General features: G+C 58.2%; 23 protein-coding genes. 8 read left to right on the top strand and 15 right to left on the bottom strand.

Going from position 1 to position 22,197, the window contains the following annotated elements:
* Positions 1–274 precede the first annotated feature (274 nt).
* The 11 genes from ABSB80_RS10000 to ABSB80_RS09950 form a co-directional block, all read right to left on the bottom strand.
* Positions 275–1,330, bottom strand: a complete 1,056-nt coding sequence (locus ABSB80_RS10000) for a DUF1848 domain-containing protein (protein WP_428370475.1) — start codon at positions 1,328–1,330, stop codon at positions 275–277.
* 79 nt (positions 1,331–1,409) lie between these two features.
* Entirely contained in the window at positions 1,410–2,177 is a 768-nt protein-coding gene (gene rsmA / locus ABSB80_RS09995; RefSeq protein ID WP_428370474.1) for a 16S rRNA (adenine(1518)-N(6)/adenine(1519)-N(6))-dimethyltransferase RsmA, read from the bottom strand.
* Positions 2,174–2,737 carry a DUF655 domain-containing protein gene (locus ABSB80_RS09990; protein WP_428370473.1) on the bottom strand — a complete coding sequence of 188 codons (564 nt, stop codon included), beginning with the start codon at positions 2,735–2,737 and terminating at the stop codon, positions 2,174–2,176. The genes rsmA and ABSB80_RS09990 overlap by 4 nt, the downstream gene beginning before the upstream one ends.
* Positions 2,738–2,747: 10 nt before the next feature.
* A complete protein-coding gene (locus ABSB80_RS09985; protein WP_428370518.1) occupies positions 2,748–3,098 on the bottom strand; it encodes an RNA polymerase Rpb4 family protein in 351 nt (116 codons plus the stop codon).
* A gap of 21 nt (positions 3,099–3,119) precedes the next feature.
* Positions 3,120–3,410, bottom strand: coding sequence for a 50S ribosomal protein L21e (locus ABSB80_RS09980; protein ID WP_428370472.1), 291 nt, complete (start codon positions 3,408–3,410; stop codon positions 3,120–3,122).
* 2 nt (positions 3,411–3,412) lie between these two features.
* Entirely contained in the window at positions 3,413–4,645 is a 1,233-nt protein-coding gene (locus ABSB80_RS09975) for a tRNA pseudouridine(54/55) synthase Pus10 (protein WP_428370471.1), read from the bottom strand.
* A complete protein-coding gene (gene trmY / locus ABSB80_RS09970; protein ID WP_428370470.1) occupies positions 4,636–5,214 on the bottom strand; it encodes a tRNA (pseudouridine(54)-N(1))-methyltransferase TrmY in 579 nt (192 codons plus the stop codon). The genes ABSB80_RS09975 and trmY overlap by 10 nt, the downstream gene beginning before the upstream one ends.
* A gap of 1 nt (position 5,215) precedes the next feature.
* Positions 5,216–6,538: a signal recognition particle protein Srp54 gene (locus ABSB80_RS09965; protein ID WP_428370469.1), complete on the bottom strand. Its 1,323-nt coding sequence runs from the start codon at positions 6,536–6,538 to the stop codon at positions 5,216–5,218.
* The gene (gene ftsY / locus ABSB80_RS09960; RefSeq protein ID WP_428370517.1) at positions 6,538–7,605 is read right to left on the bottom strand and encodes a signal recognition particle-docking protein FtsY; all 1,068 of its coding nucleotides are present in this window, start codon (positions 7,603–7,605) and stop codon (positions 6,538–6,540) included. The genes ABSB80_RS09965 and ftsY overlap by 1 nt, the downstream gene beginning before the upstream one ends.
* Before the next feature lie 17 nt (positions 7,606–7,622).
* Positions 7,623–8,072, bottom strand: coding sequence for a prefoldin subunit alpha (gene pfdA / locus ABSB80_RS09955; RefSeq protein WP_428370468.1), 450 nt, complete (start codon positions 8,070–8,072; stop codon positions 7,623–7,625).
* A gap of 135 nt (positions 8,073–8,207) precedes the next feature.
* Positions 8,208–9,296: a sensor histidine kinase gene (locus ABSB80_RS09950; RefSeq protein ID WP_428370516.1), complete on the bottom strand. Its 1,089-nt coding sequence runs from the start codon at positions 9,294–9,296 to the stop codon at positions 8,208–8,210.
* 239 nt (positions 9,297–9,535) lie between these two features.
* Here ABSB80_RS09950 and ABSB80_RS09945 point away from each other — a divergent pair, with 239 nt between their 5' ends.
* The 6 genes from ABSB80_RS09945 to ABSB80_RS09920 all read left to right on the top strand — a co-directional run bounded on the left by ABSB80_RS09945 (position 9,536) and on the right by ABSB80_RS09920 (position 17,344).
* Positions 9,536–10,978, top strand: a complete 1,443-nt coding sequence (locus ABSB80_RS09945; RefSeq protein ID WP_428370467.1) for a saccharopine dehydrogenase NADP-binding domain-containing protein — start codon at positions 9,536–9,538, stop codon at positions 10,976–10,978.
* A 12-nt stretch (positions 10,979–10,990) separates the two neighbouring features.
* Positions 10,991–12,208 (top strand): type III PLP-dependent enzyme, encoded by a 1,218-nt coding sequence (locus ABSB80_RS09940; RefSeq protein WP_428370466.1) that lies wholly within the window; start codon positions 10,991–10,993, stop codon positions 12,206–12,208.
* A gap of 81 nt (positions 12,209–12,289) precedes the next feature.
* On the top strand, positions 12,290–13,186 hold the full coding sequence (gene ligD / locus ABSB80_RS09935; protein ID WP_428370465.1) for a non-homologous end-joining DNA ligase: 897 nt from the start codon (positions 12,290–12,292) through the stop codon (positions 13,184–13,186).
* Complete coding sequence (gene ku / locus ABSB80_RS09930) at positions 13,158–14,126, top strand: non-homologous end joining protein Ku (RefSeq protein ID WP_428370464.1); 969 nt, start codon at positions 13,158–13,160, stop codon at positions 14,124–14,126. Before ligD ends, ku begins: the two co-directional genes overlap by 29 nt.
* A gap of 22 nt (positions 14,127–14,148) precedes the next feature.
* Complete coding sequence (locus ABSB80_RS09925) at positions 14,149–15,747, top strand: DNA polymerase ligase N-terminal domain-containing protein (protein WP_428370463.1); 1,599 nt, start codon at positions 14,149–14,151, stop codon at positions 15,745–15,747.
* Between the two features lie 151 nt (positions 15,748–15,898).
* Entirely contained in the window at positions 15,899–17,344 is a 1,446-nt protein-coding gene (locus tag ABSB80_RS09920; RefSeq protein WP_428370462.1) for an ATP-binding response regulator, read from the top strand.
* A gap of 191 nt (positions 17,345–17,535) precedes the next feature.
* On the opposite strand, the gene ABSB80_RS09915 is transcribed toward ABSB80_RS09920, so the two are convergent.
* Positions 17,536–18,282: a hypothetical protein gene (locus ABSB80_RS09915; RefSeq protein ID WP_428370461.1), complete on the bottom strand. Its 747-nt coding sequence runs from the start codon at positions 18,280–18,282 to the stop codon at positions 17,536–17,538.
* Between the two features lie 736 nt (positions 18,283–19,018).
* Here ABSB80_RS09915 and ABSB80_RS09910 point away from each other — a divergent pair.
* Positions 19,019–19,501 (top strand): hypothetical protein, encoded by a 483-nt coding sequence (locus ABSB80_RS09910; protein ID WP_428370460.1) that lies wholly within the window; start codon positions 19,019–19,021, stop codon positions 19,499–19,501.
* 815 nt (positions 19,502–20,316) lie between these two features.
* Positions 20,317–21,033, top strand: a complete 717-nt coding sequence (locus ABSB80_RS09905; protein ID WP_428370459.1) for a hypothetical protein — start codon at positions 20,317–20,319, stop codon at positions 21,031–21,033.
* Positions 21,034–21,077: 44 nt separating this feature from the next.
* Here ABSB80_RS09905 and rpl18a read toward each other — a convergent pair whose 3' ends face one another.
* Genes rpl18a through ABSB80_RS09890 form a run of 3 tightly spaced genes read right to left on the bottom strand, consistent with a single transcriptional unit; the run spans position 21,078 to position 22,196 of the window.
* The gene (gene rpl18a / locus ABSB80_RS09900) at positions 21,078–21,260 is read right to left on the bottom strand and encodes a 50S ribosomal protein L18Ae (RefSeq protein ID WP_428370458.1); all 183 of its coding nucleotides are present in this window, start codon (positions 21,258–21,260) and stop codon (positions 21,078–21,080) included.
* 5 nt (positions 21,261–21,265) lie between these two features.
* On the bottom strand, positions 21,266–21,928 hold the full coding sequence (locus ABSB80_RS09895) for a translation initiation factor IF-6 (RefSeq protein WP_428370457.1): 663 nt from the start codon (positions 21,926–21,928) through the stop codon (positions 21,266–21,268).
* Between the two features lies 1 nt (position 21,929).
* Entirely contained in the window at positions 21,930–22,196 is a 267-nt protein-coding gene (locus ABSB80_RS09890; protein ID WP_428370456.1) for a 50S ribosomal protein L31e, read from the bottom strand.
* Position 22,197: the final 1 nt, after the last annotated feature.

Below are 22,197 nucleotides of genomic sequence, written 5' to 3'. Positions count from 1 at the left end.
AAAACTATCTATTGATTAATATATAGACCCTAAAGTACATCTAACGAATATAATTTTTTAATCATTCTTTTTTTTCTACTATTACTCTATTAAATAATATATCTTTCGTAACAATCTGAGATTTTTTTAATTCAAATGCTTTGAATAGTATCGTCCCAAAAAGTTTCGCCGCGATAACCGGAGTCTCTGAATCAATCCTCTCCACCAAAGCCAGGATAACATTGAGAAATTCCAGGTACGGGCCCGGCAGAGCAATTCATGATAATATTCCCTCTCATTCAGTTATCGTGTCCCGGAACACACCCACTACCCTGTTCCCGAGGTACTGCAGGTAGTGCCGGCGCACAACAGAGGGGGACGAGTTCGCGTAACAGTAAGCGCACAGGTGTATGCAGGTGGAATACTGCCCGATGTCCTTTGAGACAATGCACCCGCAGCTGCCCCGCTGCCCCGGGTCCTTGAGGTATTTTGCCGGGATGGCCGCCCGAGTGGTACCCGTGAGGGTCCGTTGACCAACGGGCTGAAGGAACTCCATGAGAGCTGGATCATGACCAAATTCCCTGGTCATCAGCTCGTAGCTGATGCACTGCCCCGGCAGGATGCCGTACATTGAGAGGTCGCGGCGCTCCCCGCAGGCCGTAATGGAAAGGCCCCAGCGCCGGTTGAGCGCCTCAAGCCCCCCGCAGAACTCCGTCACATCACCAGGAGTGAACTCGCGGAGATCGGAAAACCCCTGCACTTTCAGGTTCCGCTGCACTTTTGCATATTTTTCGATATCCACGAAACTGATGACAAGCCTCTCAGTATAGGGGTGGATCCGGTCCCCGATGCGCCGGATCTTATCCAGCAGGTCACCGACCGCGATATTCTCCGAGAGGACGAGCGGGTCGAACCGCCAGACGACCCGCCCCCTGCCGATCCGCTCTGAGAGTTGCAGGAACATCGCGATGCGTTCGTCAAGAGGCGGGACATAGGGTTCGAGCCGTTCCGTATCGTAATCATTCAGCGTGAAGAGGAAGCAATAGTTGTAGCCCATCCGGTCGAGCACATCGAGATAAGGGAAAAACGGCGCCGGGTTCTTCGACCAGAACGCCATGACGCGGGCCTTCGCAAACGAGACATAGACCGGGCTTCCCCCGAACGGGCTCTTCCATTTCACGTACCCTTCCCTCAGCCGGTTCAGGAACCAGTCGCCGTAGAACGCCGGGATGTCGGTCGAGCGGCTGGCCGATATGATGACCGGGGCGATCGCTTCCACGGTACGGGTTCCCGTCTGACTGGATGGATCAGAAATATCAAGCGGGATCTTCTCCCAGCCTTTCCACTTCATTGCAGGTCACGCGAATATAACAGTATAACGGATGCGGAAGACAAAAAAGAGTTCTACAGTTCGTGAATCGCCTTGGGATTCAGGGAATATTCGCGATAGTAGCAAAGTCCTCAAGGTAGAGCTCTTCCGGCCTGCTCCTGAGGATCTCGTCCGGCAAGGCCCGGATCGCCCGCTCCACCCACACAGGTGAGAGCATGCTGCCGGCAGACCCTTTCAGGCAGTTGCGCACCGTCTTGCGCCGGTGGGAGAAGAGCGCCCGCACGACGTCTGCGTACAGGCAGCGGTTGGCAATAAAAAAGATCGGGTCGCGGGGGATGATCTGGACGACCGTGGAATGCACCTGCGGTTTCGGGGAGAAGCAATGGGGCGGGAGCCGGAAGCACTGCCGGACCGCAGCATAGGTCTGGACCATGATCGAGAGCCGCCCGCAGTCCTTCGTCCCGGCAGGGGCAACCATCCGTTCCGCAAACTCGCTCTGGTACATCAGGACAGCTACTTCAAACCCGATATCCAGTAACCGGAAGGTGATCTTGGACGAGACAGAATAGGGGAGGTTGGAGACCGATATCTGAAAGGGAGGAATCTCACAGCGGGTCGCATCCCCGTGCTGCAGCGTGAGCCGCCCCCCCGCAATCTCCTGAGAAAACGAGTCTGCGAGCTGTTCGCAGAGCAGCCCGTCGAGTTCTATGGCATGGACAAGGGCACCACGGTCGAGGAGGGCCCGGGTAAGCGCCCCGTTTCCCGGCCCGATCTCGAGCACCCGTTTCCCCTGCACCTCCACGAGGTCCGCTATGCGGTTCACCGCATGGGGATCGATGAGGAAGTGCTGGTCGTGGCGCGCTTTCATTTCGTGGTGAATACGTGGTACTTTACGTCCTTGTCCTGAAGCTCTTCGAGGATCCGGGCATGGATCATCTTCTCCGGGTGCGGGATGGACTTGATTCTCGCGGATATGTCCGCAAAGTTTGTAAACGGCCTTTTATTGCGCTCCTCAAGGATCTCCCACATCAGCTTCTTGCCGATGCCCGGGAGCAGGTGGAGCATGTGGAGCTTGGGCGTGATCGAGATCGCCTTGTTGAAGAAGGTGACAAAGTCGGGCTCGCGGTCTTTTATCACTTTCTCGATGATGAACGGGAGCTCGCCTTTCGCGGTATGCGTCAGTTCGTCATACCCGATCCTGCGCTTGACACGTTCGATCTTCTCCCGCTCGGCATCGCCGATATAGACTTTCTCGTGGAGCTCTATCCTGACCGTTGGTTTCGGAACAAGCTCAAGGAGCTTGAACTGTTCGAGGCCCATTGCCTGCACGATCGGCTCTCTCTTAAAAGGAGGGCGGGGATCATCAGGGTGCCCCTTCATCAGCACATCCAGTACGATCGCGTTGATCTCTTTTTTCTCCGCCTTCATGTGCCACACCTCAGAAGTGTGTCGTCACCAGTTCGATGATTGAATCGATCTCTTCAGGAGTTAACGTGTACCGCTCTTTTGCAAAGATCGCCCGCACTTCGTCGCGGGTCTTCGGCATGATATTGGCGATACGGTACGCGATCTCCGGCTTCATCTTCTCCATTTTGGAGAGCCCGGCCACGAGATCCTTTGCCTTTTCGGGAGTGGTCTTTGCAAGCTGATTGGCATGCTCGATACTGCGCCGGAACTCGTAGGACATCTCCTTCTCGGCAGCGATCCGCTCGGACTCGACGCCTAAGAGGACACTGCGCATCTCGGGGAGCGTGACCTTCTCTTCGCTAATAATACCCTTTACTTTGATGCCAATCACCTGACAGTGAATTTACTTTTGTGCTTTTAGATGTTGTGGTCTTGCAATGACGACCTTGTCAGCGTCGCCGTCGCGGATCGTCAGCATCCATGCACGCCCGCGCTGGCCGATGACAGTCCCGGTCTTCCCGTGGAAGCGGCGGTGGGGCATCCCCTTCTGGATGCTCGGCTCAACAACAACGTGGACCCGGTCGCCGACTTCGAACTTCTGGATGACCGAAGTTACCGGCGGCAGGCCGCGCTTTCTCAACTCTTTCTTGAATTTATACCGTGTCTTCTTCCGTGGACCATTGTGATGTGCCATGCTTATTCTCCCTCCTGTGCTCCTTCCACCTGCGTGACGTCGAGGCTGGTGACGCGAGCTGTTCGTTTCAGGATCTCGGCAAGACTCGGACGGGTTCTGCCTGAGTCCCCGGATACGAGTTCCTTGATGTAGAGGCCGGCTTCGCCCAGGACTTCGACAACAAATCTGCCGTCCTGTTGCCCCACATACTCGATATCGAGGACTTTCCGCTCCCGGACCTTGTCGGCTCTCCGGTGAGCGACCCTCTCGGGCGTGCGCTGCTGTATTGTGACGCCCTGCAAGGTTTTTACGGCTTTTGCGAACTCATCCGCTGATAATTCGCCCTCAACCTCGACCAGGATCCTGTATTTTTTATGCGCTTTGTTTGATTTAAGGGTTTCCACCTCCCCACGGTTGCTCCAGCGTTTTATCGCAACGGAAACCCGCCCTTCTGCGGTCAGGTTGATCTCCGCTTCGACGGCAGCAAGGTCCGGCGATCGTCTTTTCGGAGAGACGACCTCAAGGATGAACGGCCTGCCGGTCCCGATCATCCGGGCGTCGATATCTTCCCTGCCCGCACCGTGCAGAACCGCGTTCTGCGCATCGAATGCCACAATGACCGGCCTTCCGATCAGCTCCTCCACCGAATCGAGATACTGGGCGCCGGTGAAGTTGCACTTCTCGCAGCCGGCACCCTTGCAGGCCCGGCAGTCCCAGTGGGTCTGGGGGATCCCCCGTTCAAACTTCCTGTACCTGCCGTAGAAGAAGACCGAGTTGACCTGCACTTCAACCGCACCTGAAGCAGGGTCGAGGATCGCTACCACATCAGGTTTTTTAAAGTCCACGACTTTTCCGGTCCGGGCCGACACCGCCTTGCCGACTTCCCGGTTCACTTCGGACTTGAACGGCTCGGGCTCGGCAAGCGAGAGGTCGCTCCAGACCATCTCCTCGTTCTCGGCCACGAGCGGCGGGACGCGGCAGCCGACGAGGAACGTGGAGTATTCGATATCCTTCGTGGCCTCGATCACCCGATCGGCCCAGAGCGGGACATCGTCAAAGAAGTTCCCGCAGACCCAGCAGGTCCCCCCGAACCTCACGTAGGGCTGGTTGTCCGCGAGGGCGATGGCGATCTTCAGCCCGCGCCCGCGTTCGTCGTTCGAGAGCCCGTGCGAGCGTTTGCCGAAGAACCGCCCGAGGCAGTGGTCGCAGCATTCCCCATAGGCAAGGATCGCCTTTGCCTGTTCGTTTATTTCCATCCGCATCTCCTCCTGTCCAGCTCGTTCTGCAATACGGTGATCGCGTGATCGGCATGCAGGCACTTCGGCCCTACGGAATATCTCGGGCAGGCTCCGGTCAGCCCGTTCTCCTGTTCCGTGAAGTTCAGGTGATCCGAGAGGAGGTATGCCGCCGGCAGGTCCTGCACCGTCCTGATATCGGTCCCGTTCTCGTCCAGCACGGCAAACGCATGTTCGGTCATGAGGCGTTCAAGGCCCCCTTTCCGGATGGAGACGCCATCGGCAGCTTCCCGGAACTCGCTCCCGCACGGAGTGTCGATCACCTTTTTGACGAGGGCTCCGGCACTCCGCTCGTCCGGGGAGAGCGAACGGACCGAGGCCCCGGAGAATTTCACGGTCTTCGGCCCGGCCGGTGCCCCGAGAAGGACGAGGTAACAGTCAGCATCCCTGCGCAGGTCGTGCGAGAGGAAGAGGGAAGCGTTCACGCAGCGGCAGAGCACGTCCATCCTCCCGCCGCTGCCCGGCAGGTCATTCAACGAAAAGCCCCCGTCCGTCCGGGCAAGGTGCCCGATGATGGCGAACGTGGTCATCTCACTGCATTCCGGAGAAGCGCTTCATCAGGCGCTGCATGTTGAATTTCCCGCCCCCGCCCCGGAGCCCCTTGAGGGTGCGCTGCATCATCTTGTAGTATTTCAGGAGCTCCCGCACCTCGTCCGGCGTGGCGCCTGCCCCGTGGGCGATCCGCTGCATGCGGGAACTGCTGATGAGAGCAGGGTCGTCAAGCTCCGTTGCCGTCATCGAATCCATGATGATCCGGTACCGCACCATCTTGGTGCTCGTGACATCGTAGACGCCTTCGGGAAGCTGCATGTTCCCGAGCGGCAGCATGCCCATGATCTGCTTCAGGGGGCCCATCTTGTTGAGTGCCTCGAGCTGCTTGTACATGTCGCGGAGGGTGAACTTCCCCTTCATCACGGAGTTGACATCCACGTCATCAGGGTTGATCGCCTCGCTCGCCCGTTCGACCAGTGCTTTCAGGTCGCCCATGCCGAGGAGGCGGGAGATGAACCCGTCGGGATCGAACCGCTCGAGGTCTTCGATCGTCTCGCCACTCCCGATGAAGGCGATCCCGCTCTTGGTCTCCGCCACTGCGGACATGGCGCCCCCGCCCTTTGCGGTCCCGTCCATCTTGGTGATGATGACCCCGTCGATGCCGATCGCCTCGTGGAACCGCCGGGCCTGCTCGCTCGCCTGCTGGCCGAGCGCCGCGTCGATCACGAGCCAGCGGTGGGTGGCCTTCGTGAGTACGTTCAGCTCGATGATCTCCCGGATGAGATCGGCCTCGAGCGCGTGGCGGCCCTGGGTATCGACGATGATCAGTTCGAGGTCCCTGAATGCCTCGAGCCCTTCGCGGGTTATTTTGAGGGCGTCCTTCTCCTGAGGGTTGCCGAAACACGGGACATTGATCCTGCTGCAGAGCGTCGAGATCTGGTCGAAGGCCCCCGGTCGGAACGTGTCGGCGCAGATCACACCGACTTTCATCCCCTTCTTCTGGAAATAGCGGGCGAGCTTTGCCGTGGTCGTGGTCTTGCCGCTCCCCTGCAGGCCGGCCATGAGGATAGTCTGGGGTTCGAGCCTTACATCGGTAGACGCCCAGACGAGCCGGACGAGTTCCTGGTACACGATGCGGAGCACGTGCTCCCGCACGTTCATGCCCTTGGGGGGTTCCTCCTCGAGAGACCGCGTCCGGATCGCCTTCGAGAGCTCCATGACGAGCCTGACGTTGACATCGGCGGAGATCAGTGCCCGCTGGAGGTCTTTTACCAGCTCGTCGACTGCCGCACGGTCGACCACGGTCCTGCCCGCGAGTTTCTTGAGCGCGTCCTTGAGAGACGAAGAGAGACCGTCGAGCATCAGGCACCGCCCTCCAGCAGTTCGTCAACGACTTTTGCCGGCTCGAACGGGATGATATCGGTGTATGCCTGCCCGGTGCCGATGAACATGAGCGGTTTTCCGATCGTATGGGCGATGGAGATCGCCGCACCGCCGCGGGAGTCCATGTCGGCCTTGGTGAGGACAACAGCATCCGCCCCGATGGTCCTGTTAAACTCGGACGCCCGGGTCACGGCATCGTTCCCCGCCACCGCCTCGTCCACGTATACTATGAGATCGGGCTTCATGACGCGCTTGATCTTGTCCAGCTGGTTCATCAGGTTTGCCTTGGTATGAAACCTCCCGGCAGTATCGGCCAGCACGACATCGATCTTGTGGGAGGAGGCGTACTGCACGGTATCGAAGAGGACCGCGGAAGGGTCGGCGCCTTCCTGGTGCTGGATGACCTTGATCCCGAGGCGTCCGGCATGCACGCCGATCTGTTCGATGGCGCCGGCACGGTACGTGTCCCCGGCACCGATGACCACCGTGAACCCCTGCCCCTTGAGATATGCCCCGATCTTGGCTACCGTCGTGGTCTTTCCGGTCCCGTTCACACCGGTGAAGAGGATCTTGACCGGGCGGTCGTGGGTTCTGATGTAGCCGCCGAGGTCGAACCCGCTGCCCAGTACCTCGAGCAGGGCCGATTTGAGGGCGCCGAGCACGAGAGCGTCGACCGATTCGCCGATCTTCCGGTGTTTCCCGACCAGGTTCTTCCGGACTCCGGCGATGATTGCATCGGTGGCCGGCAGGGCCACGTCGCTCTCAAGCAGGGTCATCTCGAGCTCGGAAAGGGCGTCTGCCACGTCCCTCTCGGAGACGATCAGCTCGCGGTCCCGGATGAGGACCCTGACCTTGTCCACGAAGCCCGTGGATGCGGAAGCAGGGGCGGGCCTGCCCTCATCAGGCCGATCCTCCTGCACAGGACCCGGGGCAGCAGCCTGCTGCGCTGCCTGACCCTCCGGCTCCTGGGATGCGGCAGCGGCCTGGAGGCTGCTCCCGAGCCGGTCCCGTGCAGCCTGCAGCTTCTCGCGAAGACCCGCGAACATGTTCTTCGGCAACCCCGTTATTCCCCGTACTGCTCTGCCGCTGCCTGCTGGTAGCCCGACTCGATCCTTTTATTGATCTCATTCATCTGGGACCGCAGCCGGTCAAGAGCGTCGGCAACCTTCTTTGCGGAGGCTTCCATCTCCATGATCCGTTCTTTCAGGAACTCGACAGCGTCCCTGTTCGTCCGCTCGACAACCACTTCAGCGCCGATCGCAATGAGGACTTTATCCGGTTCAAGGACTTTTGCCCGGACGCTCGCCCCTCCGCCGATCTGGAGGAGGACGGTGCTGTTCTCAGAAGCGAGCATGGCTTCGAGAGACTCAATAGCCGCAAGCGCCTCCATCCTCCCGTTTTCCAGCAGCTGCAGCTGGTTGACAAAAATCTCTGCTTGCTGCCCGTATTCCTGAAGATAGTTCTGGAGCGTCAGCAATTCGCGCTGGTCCATTGGTTGCATCTTGTCTGCCAAAATCCGCCACTCCCAAAAATCAATGCCTGCCTGGATAGTCCTGACTCCTGATATGTATGTTCCATCACCATAAATACATCATGATGGAAGTGTGAGGGGGAGGAGGAGCTTCTCCAAAGCGGTCCCCCGCAGGGATCAGGAAGTTTTCCGCAGGTCTTTTCCGGTAAACCGGTATTTTCCTTTCGGCACGGAGATCTCGAACCTGGCCCCCTTGCCATACGTGCCCGACTCTTGTATCGAAAACCCTGAGATGGTGAGGATCTCATCTGAGAGGAAGAGCCCGAGCCCGGTATTTTTCCCGAACCCTCTCTCGAAGATCTTCTGCTTCTCCTCTTCATGGACACCAATCCCGTCGTCTTCGTAGACAAGCGCGAGATCCCCAGGACCGTACTGGAGAGAGGTGATCGCGATGTGCCGGACCCGTTCACCATGGCGGAGGGAGTTGTCGACAAGGTTCTCGAATACTTTCACCAGCAGGGGATCGGCAAACACTTCAAGCCCGGGCAGGTCGATGTGCAGGCCCACCCGTCCTTCGGGTAGCAACGATGACAGCGGTTTTAGTACTGTGGACAGGTCCTGCCACTCGGGTGCCCGGACGCCGATCTCCTCGTAATTCCTGGTAAACTCGATCTGCCGCCGGATGGTCTGGGCCGCTGCCTCTTCCTTTTCGATATAGCGCAGGATATCCGGGTCGGTGACCTTCACCTTCGAGAGTTCGAGGAACCTCTCGACCGCCTGGAGCTGGTTCTTGATGTCGTGGCGGGTGACACCGGAGAGGAGCCGCAGTTTCCGGTTGGCATTCGCAAACGCCTGCTCGGAAAATTTCAGCCGTTCGTTCACCTCTGCAAGGCTGCACATCTTGACCTCGAGCTCATCCCGGTAACAGTTCATCATTTCCACGACCGATCCGACGATAAATGCGACCAGGATCAGCATCAGGGCCCGGAGGATCGCGTCGGGGGTGACGGATCCGGCCAGGACCCACGAGACCGCAATATGAAGGACACCGAAGAACAGTGCCACCCAGATCGCCTTCCGGCCGTACCAGAGCCCTGCGACAACAATGATGAGGTAGTAAAAATGGGTATAGACGATGGAGATTTTCAGGAGGTAGTGGATCACCAGCTCGAACCCGAGCCCGGCAAGGATGAGGATTGCAAGCGCGTAGGGTTTCACCGAGTCCAGCGCCTTCCACCACGAACCGGCTCTCGCGCAGAGATCCATCTTCACCTGTTCACCTGTCGTACTGGTATTCTGAGTGGTTTGGGGGGTATGTACATGTATCTATCGCTCCGGGCCTCCTGCACTGCAATCGGGAACCAGGTGGACAGACGCCGTTTTTTCCGCAGGGGGCCCGGCTCTCATCTTCGCCCGGCCCTGCCGGCTCCCACGTTTATAATACTCCACAGACAAAATTACTCAACAGATCCTGCGGTAAACCAATACGCAGTGGGGAATATGAGATGGAATTCAGGAACAAGGTTTTGATCATCGGGTATGGGGCGGTCTCCAAGTGCATGTTCCCCATCCTGCTCCGGCACGTGAACATCCCCCTGGAGAATATCACCATCGTCGACTTCAAGGACAAGTCGGCGGACCTCAAGGCCTGGACCACGCGGGGCCTTCAGTTCTTCAAGAAGAGAGTCAGCCCGAAGAACCTGGGCGAGATCCTCTCCGAGTACCTTGCGCCCGGCGGGCTCCTGATCGACCTCGCGTGGAACATCGACTGCTGCGAGATCGTCCAGTGGTGCCACGAGAACAACGTCCTGTACGTCAATACATCGGTCGAGGCCTGGGACCCCGATGCGGAGAAGTTCACGGCGACCCCGTACGAGAAGACGCTCTATTTCCGGCAGATGAAACTGATGGAGCTGACCCGGGACTGGAAGGACGCCACCACCTGCGTGGTCGACCACGGTGCCAACCCGGGCCTGATCTCCCACTTTGCCAAGCACGGCCTTGTCGATATTGCCGGGCGGATGGTCGCCGACGGGATCGCGCCGGACCCGGACCGGATCCTCACCCTTATCAAAAATCAGGACTTTGCCTCGCTTGCCATGGAGACCGGGGTCAAAGTCATCCACTGCTCGGAGCACGACACCCAGATCTCCCGCTCCCCCAAGAAAGTGGACGAATTCGTCGGTACCTGGTGCATCGAAGGGCTCCGGGAAGAGGGCACCGCTCCCGCAGAGATCGGGTGGGGAACCCATGAGAAGGAACTCCCCGCCCGGGCGATCATCCCCCCCGTAGGCCCGAAGAACGGGATCCTCCTGCCCCGGATGGGGATCAACACCTGGGTACGGTCCTGGATCCCCTACCAGGAGATTGTCGGTATGGTCATCCGGCATGGCGAGGCGTTCGGCATCTCCGACCGCTGGACGGTCTGGAAAGATGGCAAGGCGATCTACCGCCCGACGGTTCATTACGCCTACATGCCCTGCGATGCCACGATTGCATCCATCCAGGAGCTGCGCGCAAGGAACTACGAGCTGCAGCCCAAACTGCGGATCATGAGCGACCGGGAGATCGTCTCGGGTGCCGACATCCTCGGGGCGCTCCTGATGGGGCACCCCTACAACTCGTGGTGGACAGGCAGCATCCTTCCGATCGACGAGGCCAAGAAACTCGCGCCCGGCCAGAACGCCACTACCATCCAAGTGGCGCTCGGCGTAGTGAGCGCGGTGATGTGGATGATCGAGCACCCCCGGGAAGGGTTCTGCCTCCCCGACGACCTGCCGCACGAGTTCGTCCTCGAGATCGCGAAGCCGTATCTCGGCGAGTTCTGGTCCGGGCCGTCCGACTGGACGCCCCTGAAGAACCGCGTGGTCTACTTCAAGGAGAACCCGGAGAACGATTACGACCGGGAGGATATCTGGCAATTCAAAAACTTCTTATTCGTACAGTAAATCAATCATATAATGACAAAAACAGCGGTCGACACGAAAAAGAGGCGGAAGAAGAAAGGGACTGAGGAGACTCCCGTCCACCATATCGGGAAGGTCCGGCTGGAACTCCTTCAGGTCCTTGCCCGCGAGCACGGGACACCCATCTTTGTTATCGATCACGAGAAAATCCGGGAAAACTACCGGGAATTCCGGGAACACATGCCCGATGTCCAGGTCTATTTTGCCGTCAAGGCCAATTCCAATCCCGAGATCGTCAGGACCCTCTACGACATGGGGTGCAGTTTCGACGTGGCGTCCATGCCCGAGTTCATGATCGTGTACGAGAACATCAAGACCATGCCCAAGAAGGAGCGCCTGGACTGGATCTGGGACAAGATCATCTATGCCAATACCATCAAGCCGATCGAGACCCTCGAGGCCCTCGACCAGTACAGGCCTCTCGTCACCTTCGACAACATCTACGAGCTCCGGAAGATCAGCGAGCATGCCCCGCACGCCGGCCTCGTACTCAGGATCCGCGTGCCGAATACCGGCTCCATGGTCGAGCTCTCCTCCAAGTTCGGCGCCCACCCGGGCGAGGCGGTCGACCTGATCGTCTCGGCGTTCGACATGGGTCTCGAAGTAGAGGGGTTGAGTTTCCACGTGGGCAGCCAGTGTACCAACTTCGAGAACTACATGCAGGCCCTCCAGCTCTCGGCAAATATCATCAGCGAAGTGGAGACCCGGACCGGGCGGAAGATCCGGATCCTCGATATCGGCGGCGGTTTCCCGGTGAAGTACCACCCCGGGATCCGCTCCATCCGGACGCTCGCCAGGAAACTGAACACCGAGATCAAACGCCTCTTCCCAAAAGACATGCAGATCCTCGCGGAGCCGGGACGGTTCCTCGTAGCCAACACCTGCACGCTCGTCTCAAAGGTGGTCGGGAAGGCGTTCCGCGACGGGAAGCACTGTTATTATATCAACGACGGGGTGTACCATACGTATTCAGGGCAGGTCTTCGACCACATCAATTACCCGGTGCTGCCGTTCAGGGATGGCGAGACGCAGATCTCGGCGGTCTTCGGCCCTACCTGCGATGCCTTCGATACGATAACACTCTCGGCGGAACTGCCGGACCTCGATATCGGCGATCTCGTCTATTCCGAGAACATCGGGGCCTATTCCCACGCTTCGTCCACGTACTTTAACGGGTTCCCGCCCGCTAAAGTGGTGCATATCAACAAGTAATTTTTTTTTGCGCCGGAAATCCGGCACATGCGAAGATCCTGTCAAGGTATTTTTTTTACCCGGTAACATCCACTACTCCCAATGACAGGGAAACCGGAGAGGGACAAAGGAGGGTTGTCAGCCGGTACTCTCACTCGTGTCCACATGACCAACCTTGGCAAAATAATGTTCCCTGCGGCCAGGATCACCAAGGAAGAGGTCATCACCTACTACATACGGATGGCCCCGCGGATGCTCCCGTTCCTGCAGGACCGCCCGCTCACCATGCACCGGTTCCCGGAAGGAGTGGGAGGGGTAAATTTCTACGAGAAAGATGCCCCCCGGGGGGCCCCGGACTACGTGGACACCTTTACCCGCTGGTCGGAGACCGCGGGCCGTGATGTGCATTTCGTGGTCTGCAACAACCTCGATACGCTCATCTGGCTTGCCAACCTTGCCTCCCTTGAACTTCACATCGCCCTCTCGACACAGGCTGCCTATGATTCCCCCGACTTCCTGCTCTTCGACATCGACCCGGAACCGCCGCTTATTTTTGACGATGTCCTTTCCGTAGCCCGCGTGGTCCGGGAACATCTGGAGGATGAAGGGATCCATCCGTACGTGAAGACCTCCGGGAAAAAAGGGCTCCATATCGTGGTGCCCCTTTCCCCCGGCCACAGGTTCGATGAAGTCCGGGGGTTTGCCCACAGTACCGGGAAGCGGATCGCGCGGGACATCCCGTACGTGGTCTCCGAGTTCCCCCGTTCCCGGGACCCCGGGACCATCTTCATCGACTACCTCCAGAATGCCCGCGGGAAAACCATGGCAGCCCCCTACTCGCTCCGGGCGACCCCGGGTGCGAGCGTATCCGCACCGCTCGAATGGGACGAGATCCGAAAGGGGACCCGTCCCGAAGATTTTAATATCAGGACAATGATGTTCAGGAAAGAGGATCCATGGAGGGGAATTTTTGAAGACAGGCAGGCAATCGGGAGATAAGCCCGGCAGCCGGTCACGGAAAGACCGGCCCGGGGATAAGAGCGGGGTTGCCAGTACAGTACCGCTGATGGCAGATGGTACGGTGGGCCGGCAGACCGGAAGAACAAAAAAGTCCGTCGCCTCCGTCCCGCCGGAGCCGCGGGCGGAAGATTCCCTGACTGGCAGGGCCGGGCGGTCGTTCTGGAGCGGCACCATATCCATCGGCCTCATCAATGTACCGGTCAGCCTCCGCACGATGACGAGGGACCGGTCCTTCTCCTTCCGGCTGCTCCACCGCAGCGACGGGCAGCCGCTCCGGTACGACCGGGTATGCACAAAAGACGGTCGGGTGGTCCCCTGGGCTGAGACGGTGAAGGGGTACGAGGTCAGGAAAGGGGAGTTCCTCGTCTTTACACCCGATGAGCTGAAAGCGGTGATGCCCGAATCCGACCGGAAGATCCGGATCGAGAAATTCGTGTTCTACCTCTCCCTCGACCCGATGTACTTCGAGACCAGTTACGTGCTCCTGCCGGACCGGAGCGAGGAGGCGTATGCCCTCCTCGTCACCGCCCTCCAGGACCTCGGGCGGGCGGCGGTCGGGACCATCACGCTCAGGACGAAGGAGTACCCCGTCGTGGTCCATGCCTATAGCGGGGGGCTCGTACTGACCACCCTCCGGTATGCCGACGAAGTCACCCCGCCCCGGGCATTCGACGTGATGGCCGCCCTCCCGGCGCCGAAGGAGACTGAACTTGCCCTTGCAAAGCGGATCATCTCGGAACTCTCCGGGGATTTTTCCCTCGCCGACTTTCATGACCGGTACCGGGAAGCCGTCATGGCGCTGATCGAGAAGAAACTCGCCGGGGAGAAGCTCGTGTACGAAGAGCCCCGCCGCCCTGAGGAGGCAAAAGAGCTGATGCAGGCCCTGCAGGAGACGCTTGCCACCCTCTCAGGGAAATGAACTGCCTGAATCCTGGTCCCCCATGAAACGATACCATCCCATGCTCCCGGAATCCGCTGCGGGCCCGTTCAGCGATGACGGGTGGCTCTTTGAGATCAAGTGGGACGGGATCCGGGCGATCGCCTACGTGAACGACACCCTCTCGCTCATGAGCCGGAACGACAGGGAACTGGCAGGACAGTTCCCGGAACTTGGAGGGCTTGCCGCCCTTGCCCCGGGAACCGTACTTGACGGGGAGATCGTAGCGATGAACGGCGGGAAGCCTGACATCCAGGCCCTCCTCCCGAGGGTCCAGGCAGCCCGGATGCTGCCTCCCGGGGACGGGGAGGCCCCTGTAACCTACATCGTCTTCGACATCCTTGAAAAGGATGGAAAGGACCTGACTTCCCTCCCGCTCTCCGAGCGGAGGAAGATCCTTGAAGGTTCCGTCAGCGAAGGGGCCCATGTTGCGCTCTCCGTTCCCGTCACGGGAAGAGGAGAGGAGTATTTCCGGGCCGCGATCGCCCGGGGGCTCGAGGGGGTCATGGCAAAACGGAGGGACAGTCCTTACGAGTCCGGCGTGCGGAGCGGCTCCTGGCTGAAAGTCAGGGCGCAGAGGACCTGCGACTCCGTCATCGCCGGGTATACTTCAGGGCGGGGCCGGCGTAGGACGGCATTCGGTGCCCTCCTCCTCGGCCTGTATGGGAGCGGGGTGGATGGAGACCCTTCCCCGGAGAAAAGGGGCCCCGAACTCACCCCACGGATAGTGCCCGGCCCGCTGCATACCCGGAGGCTCATCTCCGTCGGCAAAGTCGGGACCGGGTTCCGGGAGCGGGACCTCGCGGACCTCATGGCGGTCTTCTCCCGGTACCGTACCCCGGTCCCGCAACTGGAGGAGGGCGGGCCAGCCGGGGAGGTGGCCTGGCTGGAGCCGGTCCTTGTCTGCGAGGTGGCATTCCAGGCAGTGACCCGGGACGGGAAACTGCGGATCGCCCGGTTCATCCGCCTCCGCCCGGACAAGCGGGCAGAAGACTGCACTCTGGACCAGTTCCGGGAAACGGAGGCCAGAAGCGGGCCGGGAGCGTACGAACCGGCGCTCCATTCCACTGCCGGAGCGGGAAGTGACGGCGGGATCCGTTCCCAAAGAAAACTGATTCATGAGGACCGGAAGACAGGGCCGGCGCAGGAACAGGCAATGAGGAACTATTATGAAAGACGGAATTTTTCACGGACAACGGAACCGGAGGGAGCGACGACCATGAGCGGTGAGGGGAGATCCTTCGTCATCCAGGAACACCACTCGCACAAACTGCACTATGACCTGAGACTGGAGCGGGACGGCGTGCTCAGGAGCTGGGCTGTGCCCAAAGGCGTGCCGGAGGCCCCGGGAGCAAAGCACCTCGCGGTGGCAGTCGAGGACCATCCGCTGGAATACGCGAGGTTCGAAGGGACGATCCCGGCCGGGGAGTACGGGGCCGGCGAGGTCACCATCTGGGACAACGGCACCTACGATACCCGGGCCTGGCATGACGACAAGATCGAGGTCACCCTCCACGGGAAAAGGCTGTCGGGCCACTACGTGCTCGTCAGGTTCAAACGGGCCGGGAAGAACGAGTGGCTGGTCTTCAAAGCAGGGGGTTGATAGGGGGGAACGGCATTCCCGGGCTGGGGGCCTGATTACCAAGCCCGTATCCGGATTCCGGTCACTGAACTGCCGTTGGGTATCTCCCATCAGGACCATGTGCCGAATCGCCAATAATTATCATGCCAGACGATGAGATGTAGTATCACGAATGCCGGATCACGATTCCATATCCGTCCTCTACGTTGACGACGAGCGATCGCTGCTGGAAATCACCCAGCTGTTCCTGGGAAAGGCCAGCGGTTTTTCTGTCAGGACGACCACTTCCGGGGCAGAGGCACTCGATATCCTCTCGTCCGGCAGGTTCGACGCTATCCTCTCCGATTACATGATGCCGCAGATGGATGGCATAGAATTCTTGAAGATCATCCGGCAGCAGGACCCCGAGGTCCCGTTCATCCTCTTCACCGGCAAGGGCAGGGAAGAGATCGTTATCCAGGCGATCAACAACGGGGCCACGTTTTACGTGCAGAAGGGCGGCGACGCGACGGCCCAGTTCACCGAGCTCGCCCACAAGATCCGCCAGGCGGTCGCAGCAGCCCGGTCCAAGGAGGCACTTCGCCAGTCCGAGATGCTCCACCGGACCATCTTTGAGACCTCCCCGGATGCCATCACGCTCACCAACACCGACGGGATCCTCAGTTACACATCTCCGGCCGCCATCAGCCTGTTCGGCCTCGCCTCGGAGAAGGACGCCCTCGGCACTCCCCTCTTTGACTGGATTGTCCCGGAGATGCGCGAAGAGGTAAAAGAACGTTTCCTCCAGTTCATCCGGAGTAAATCACCGACATCACCATCCTCACTCTTCCTGCTGCAGAGAAAAGACGGGACCCGGTTCCATGCCGAGATCAGCTCGTCAGTGCTGACCGGCGCCGACGGGGAACCGGTCGGGATGATCTCGATCCTCCGCAACGTGACCGACCGGATAGCGTCTGACGACGCACTCCGGAAGGCCGGCGCCAAGCTGAACCTGCTCTCGTCGGTGACGCGGCACGACATCCTCAACCAGCTGACCGTCCTCATCGGGTACATCGAGCTCGCACGGCGGGCAAAAGACCCGGCTGCGGTACAGGACTTCCTCCGGAAGATCGATGAGATCGCCGGGATGCTGGGCGACCAGATCGAGTTCACCAAGGACTACCAGGAACTCGGCGTGCACAGCCCCTGCTGGCAGTGCGTCGCTGACATCGTCTCCCGGGCAGCGTCCGGGCTGGGAACGGGGGATGTGAAGTTTGTCAACGAGTGCGGGGAGCTCGAGGTCTTTGCCGACCCCCTGTTTGTCAAGGTCGTGTACAACCTGATCGACAATGCCTTTCGGCACGGGGGAGCGGTCAGCACCATCCGGTTCCGGTACGAGGAGAGCGGGGATGACCTTGTCCTCGTGGCCGAAGATGACGGGGAAGGGGTCCGGGTGCAGGACAAGCAGAAGATCTTTTCCAAAGGTTTTGGCAGGAACACCGGCTTTGGCCTCTTTCTCGTGCGGGAGATCCTCGCAATCACCGGCATGAGTATCGCGGAGACCGGGTTCCCGGGCACGGGTGCACGGTTCGAGATCGTGGTGCCCCGGGGGAATTTCCGGTTCCGAAACGCAAAGTAAGATCAAACGGTTTTTCCGCTGAGGGCAGGCCCCGGAAGCGTGACACCTGAGAGCCCCGTGGCACCTGTCCATGGCTAACCCTGGGGTACCAACGCCACAAGGGGGCCGCCAGCCATCCCGCTACTTCACATCCTGCCCCTGCTTCCACTGAATCCCCGGAGGTTTTCGGCCAGCTTCCCGCAGGAAGCCGATCAGTCACTTATCACAACGGTGGCCTTCTCGTCGAACGGGTTCGTCCGCATCGCGAGGCTGAACAGGTACGGGTAATGGTTCCGCAGGTACTCCATGTACTTCAGCCACTCGGGCACCAGCCGCGAATATCCCCGCTCCATATCGGCTTTGAGGTGGGCAATATCAGCCGGGGGCAGGTGCAGGAGATCGGCCCGGGCCTTTAACTCCTCATCGAGATGGGTGATCGCGAGGATCAGGTCCGTGAAGGACTCGTGCTCGAAGACCATCGGGTTCTCCACAATGCGAAGGAGAAAGTCCTCATTCTGCAGGAGGAGCGCCCGCAGCGCTTCGCGGTCGACGCGTGCAGTGTCGATTCTGCATTCCCAGCTCGTCAGGCCCTCGTGTGCTTCACGGAACCGCTCCGCGGTCCAGTCAGTGCCTGCCACCATCTGTGCCTGCAGGGGCCCGGGGTACGGATCGGCCCGGGAGAGCGTGGCAAGCAACTGGGTCCCGATCCGGGAAAAGAATATCCCGATCACCATGTTCATCTTCTCCATTCGCTGCTGCCGCTCCCGGGACTCCAGCAACTGGTCGATGATGAGCGTGACGATCAGGACTTCGATGGGGATGAAAGCCAGATCCGCGAGTAAGTACGTGAACAGGTAGCGTGAATCCTGGAATACGAGGTAGTGAACCGTCATCAGCAGGAGGGTCAGCGTAACCAGACCGATACCCGTGATCAACTTCCAGCGGGTCTCTTCCTTCATGATGAGGTATCTGGTACACGACCAGATAAAAAAGGCGGTACTGTTCATTCTGCCCCCGGTTGGCAATGCCCGGTCCATTCTCCGGTCAATGAAGGGAAAAGATGGCTCTGTTGAAATTCTCAGAGAAACAAGCAGTCACTCTTGGGGATGTTGACATGACAAAGTCATGGAGACACGAGAAGAACGCATCAGCGTTCTTCGAATTGCCTGCCACCATGGCACGGCGAAGATGCTCTCGCATCTTCTCGAACCTGCCCTTGCCTTGGGCAACGCCAGATTTCCCCCAATATCAGTGAGGCTTCCCCACCGCAGGGCCTCTCCGAGGAGTCAATCGCCCCAACAGCGAGGATCGATTTGAGAAGGACCATCAAGTTCTTCGACCTGCAGAATCTCGGAATGGATGAAGTACGGCGGGGCAGTCATAACCGACCGGGACCTTGGTTCAGGCCGGATGTCTGGTGATGTTCTTCACGGATTCAGACCATATTACAAAGTATATATAATTTGGCGAATAATTTCTCCGGAAGCATTTGGTCCGACCGGCCAAAAACGGTTGTGATCCAGCGATAAACAACTCAGGAGAGATTGCCATCGACAGGAACTACAATGTCACGAGAAAATACGGCCGGCCGGGAGAAAAACCAGCGGTGGGAGCATCCGGTATTTCGCGGAATCATCCGGGTGGACCGGTGAAACTACGCCGGGAAGTCCCGGGAAAATTATCCGGAGGATCCTTATGAGCCGCCACCCGCTCCGGGCACTTGCTGAAGCAGACGCGATCGCAAAAAAGCGCGGACACGTCCAGCATTACGAGCGCGGGCCGGGAATGATCTGCGACTTCACCATCACGATCCCCGAGTGCCACGCCCCGGTCAAGATCAAGCGGATGCGGTACCTCCGCTGCACCGTGCAGTGGCTGGAACGGCACGCAGCAGAAGAGATCGCCGGCCTCCGGTTGTTCCCGTCTTCTCAGGAGATCTCCCGCGAGCTCTGGTTCTGCTCGCCCGAGTACGCCTACCGGTTCTTCCGTGTCTGCGACACAACGCTCATCGAGCTCGGCAGGGACGGGCAGCCGCTCCCGGCAAAATCACCGGTGCCGCGGCCGAAGACGGAGGGACCCGTCGCCCGGCCGGATGTTCCGGCCGCTCCGGAACCCGGGAATACATCCCCCGATCCACCTGGCCCGGCACCGGGTGAAGATTCCTCCGTCGGAGAATGATATCTCCGGGAGTACCTCTCCTGACAAAGAACTCCACATCATAAATCAGCCTCCTTTTTGAAAACGAAGGTCATTTCAGGTGTTTTTCCCGGAGGCAATTTCTTTCGGGCAACCGAAAAACTGCGGAATTCACAAAAATACCTGCTCATATGATTTTAAATCGCTCTATTCATCCCCCGTTTGGCGAATTTTACGTCGTAGCACGAAAACTGCGCTAACAGAACCTAATAGGATGGAGGATCGGGTCTTGGATCATGGTTCAGGTGCGATTTAAGGGGGGTGGAATGGTCGGATCCTGGGTGATCACCCCGGACGTGCGATGAAGACCGGGAGGTCGGGTCGCCGCTAAATCAGGGCAGCGGAAATGTATCGCAGAATTATTCCCAGGATATTGGAGTCATGCCATTAGCCCGGAATTATTGTGTCCCCATGCAATTCCACTACAACTTTTAATCTCAGTAGATTTTTTTGGGATAGCCACTTCGACTGCGGAAAAAACTACTGTTTTTTCCCTGAAGCATCCACTTATCTGAAAAACGTGGATATAACCAAAAAGAAAATTAAACGAGTGTTCCCCGCCTCAGGGCCTCTCCGAGGCACGGCGGGGCAAAAAGATTTTTTAAGTATTAGTTTTGGTAATTGATCCGCCGCGGGGGCGCCCCGTCGGGGGCGGCGGCGTTTCATCGTAATGGTAAGATATGCGTACCGAATGAAATGGAGCGCCAAGATCCCAGATAAATCCTCACGGCACCAAATCCAAACAACATTTTTACAGAGTTTTTATATCGGACTTTAATTTATATCATTATACATCAATGTCGCAAGGACCAGTTTCACCAGTAAATCATAAAATGAGTATCATTTATGATTTTTTTGAGCGAAACAAAACGATTTTTACAATGATAGCAATATTTGGCGCGCTAGCAGGCTTCCTTTTTAGCCTGAATAAACCGACAAATGATGAAAATTTAGTATTCGGAATTTTATTTCTTATTTCCCTCATGGGATTATTAATTACAATAATTTTCTATGATTCCATGATCACTTTTTTTTCATTAATCAGGCAAAAAGATGAAACTTTTTTTACAACATTTCAAACTTTTTTCATCGTAATGTTCCTAATCCTTTTTCTAATGTTTTTCTTCAGTTTGATCACATATCTATATTCAAATTATTCTGATTGGGTTCTTTGGATGGCTCTCGCAATATTTTTGTATTTTGTTTTGATTTGCGGTGCATGGTTTAATACGGCGATTCGAAATATAATTGGTTCATCCAACGGAGGACTCGTTCTAACAATTTTTGGATATACAGTAATCGTAATTTGGATACTGAGCAGTGTTTATCACATTATTATCGGATTAACACCGCATTCTTCAAATATAGCAGAATTGACACATGCAAGTCAAACTGTATTCTTCTTCTCAATTTTACTTACCCACTCAATTTCCAGTATCCTCTATTTCACGGGTACCTTGATCAAACGAATTTTTATGCTAGAAAAACCACCGATGGCTGAAGAAGTCATTTAGCGACAACGGCGCTCAAAAGAGAATAAAAGAAAAATGTTCCAACCTTAAACGGCCTTCACTGCATCGATCTTGATATAGCGCCGCTTCAGGTTGTGCTTGCTGCCGATGACAGCAAAGGTGCGTTCCTTCGCCTGGTTCTCGTTGGGTGCCTCGATCACTTTCGTGTACGGCATCCAGTCCTCGCCCATCCTGAAGGTTCCTTTCACTTCAAACTTCTGATCTGCCAATTTACTCACTCCAAAAATCCAAATACATCCTCAATCCTGCCCAGTTCAAACCCGCTCGTCGCGTTTCCGGCGATATAGCCTGACTCGTTGACGAGAAGCCCGGTACCCACGAGCCCGCTGCCCATGTTGATCGAGCCCGTCCCGACCGGGACTTTTGCTACCTGCTCGAGCCGGGCGATCTGCTGGTCGGTTGCCCGCGGGTGCACGATCACACCCTTGTTGGTCGCGACTCCGGCCATCCCCACGGTCTTGACACCGCCGAGCACGAGCGTGATCACTTCGACCCCGAGGAACTCGCCGATCGCGTGCATCATGTCCGTGGGCATGTCCGGGTGGACTGCGGCAAAGCTGTCGTTCGCCATGATCACGTTGCCCGCGGCATTCATCGACTCGTGGAGCAGCAGGACCTCGCGGTGCTCCGCAAGGATATCGACCTCGTCTTCGGTCGCCAGCCCCGAGACGACGAGGCCCCGGCTGTTCCCGGCAACGAGCGAGCCGATGATGGTGCTTCCCTGGATGGTCGTCTCGACCAGCTCCACGTTGAGAGCCGCCTTCACTGCCGCCCTGAAATCATCCGTTGACTCCGGGGGGATGATGGCGATGTCCCCGAGCACCCGGGCAAACACCCCGATGTTCGGATCGCCTCCAAACGTGATCGTCCTTTCCATCTTACGATTCCGGTGCAAGTTCTGCCTGAACCTGCCCGTCCTCCATCTTCATGGCCCGGACCCGGATCTTGGACGGCGGCTTCTGGCTGCCCCGTGCCCAGACCTTCTCGTTGATGCCCTGGTCGATCTTGACGTCCTCGCTCTTCATGTGCTTGGCGAGGTACTTCCTGATGTCCTTGATAGCACCGTTGGACCGCTTCCAGCGGGGCATACGCCGTGCCTCACGCAGGGGGATGATATAGATATGCTCTTCCATCTTCTCTGCCATA

Source organism: Methanoregula sp., assembly GCF_050010295.1.
Classification (GTDB): Archaea; Halobacteriota; Methanomicrobia; order Methanomicrobiales; family Methanospirillaceae; genus Methanoregula.
The sequence above is the reverse complement of the archived record's forward strand: the minus strand, read 5'-3'. Positions and strand labels throughout refer to the sequence as shown.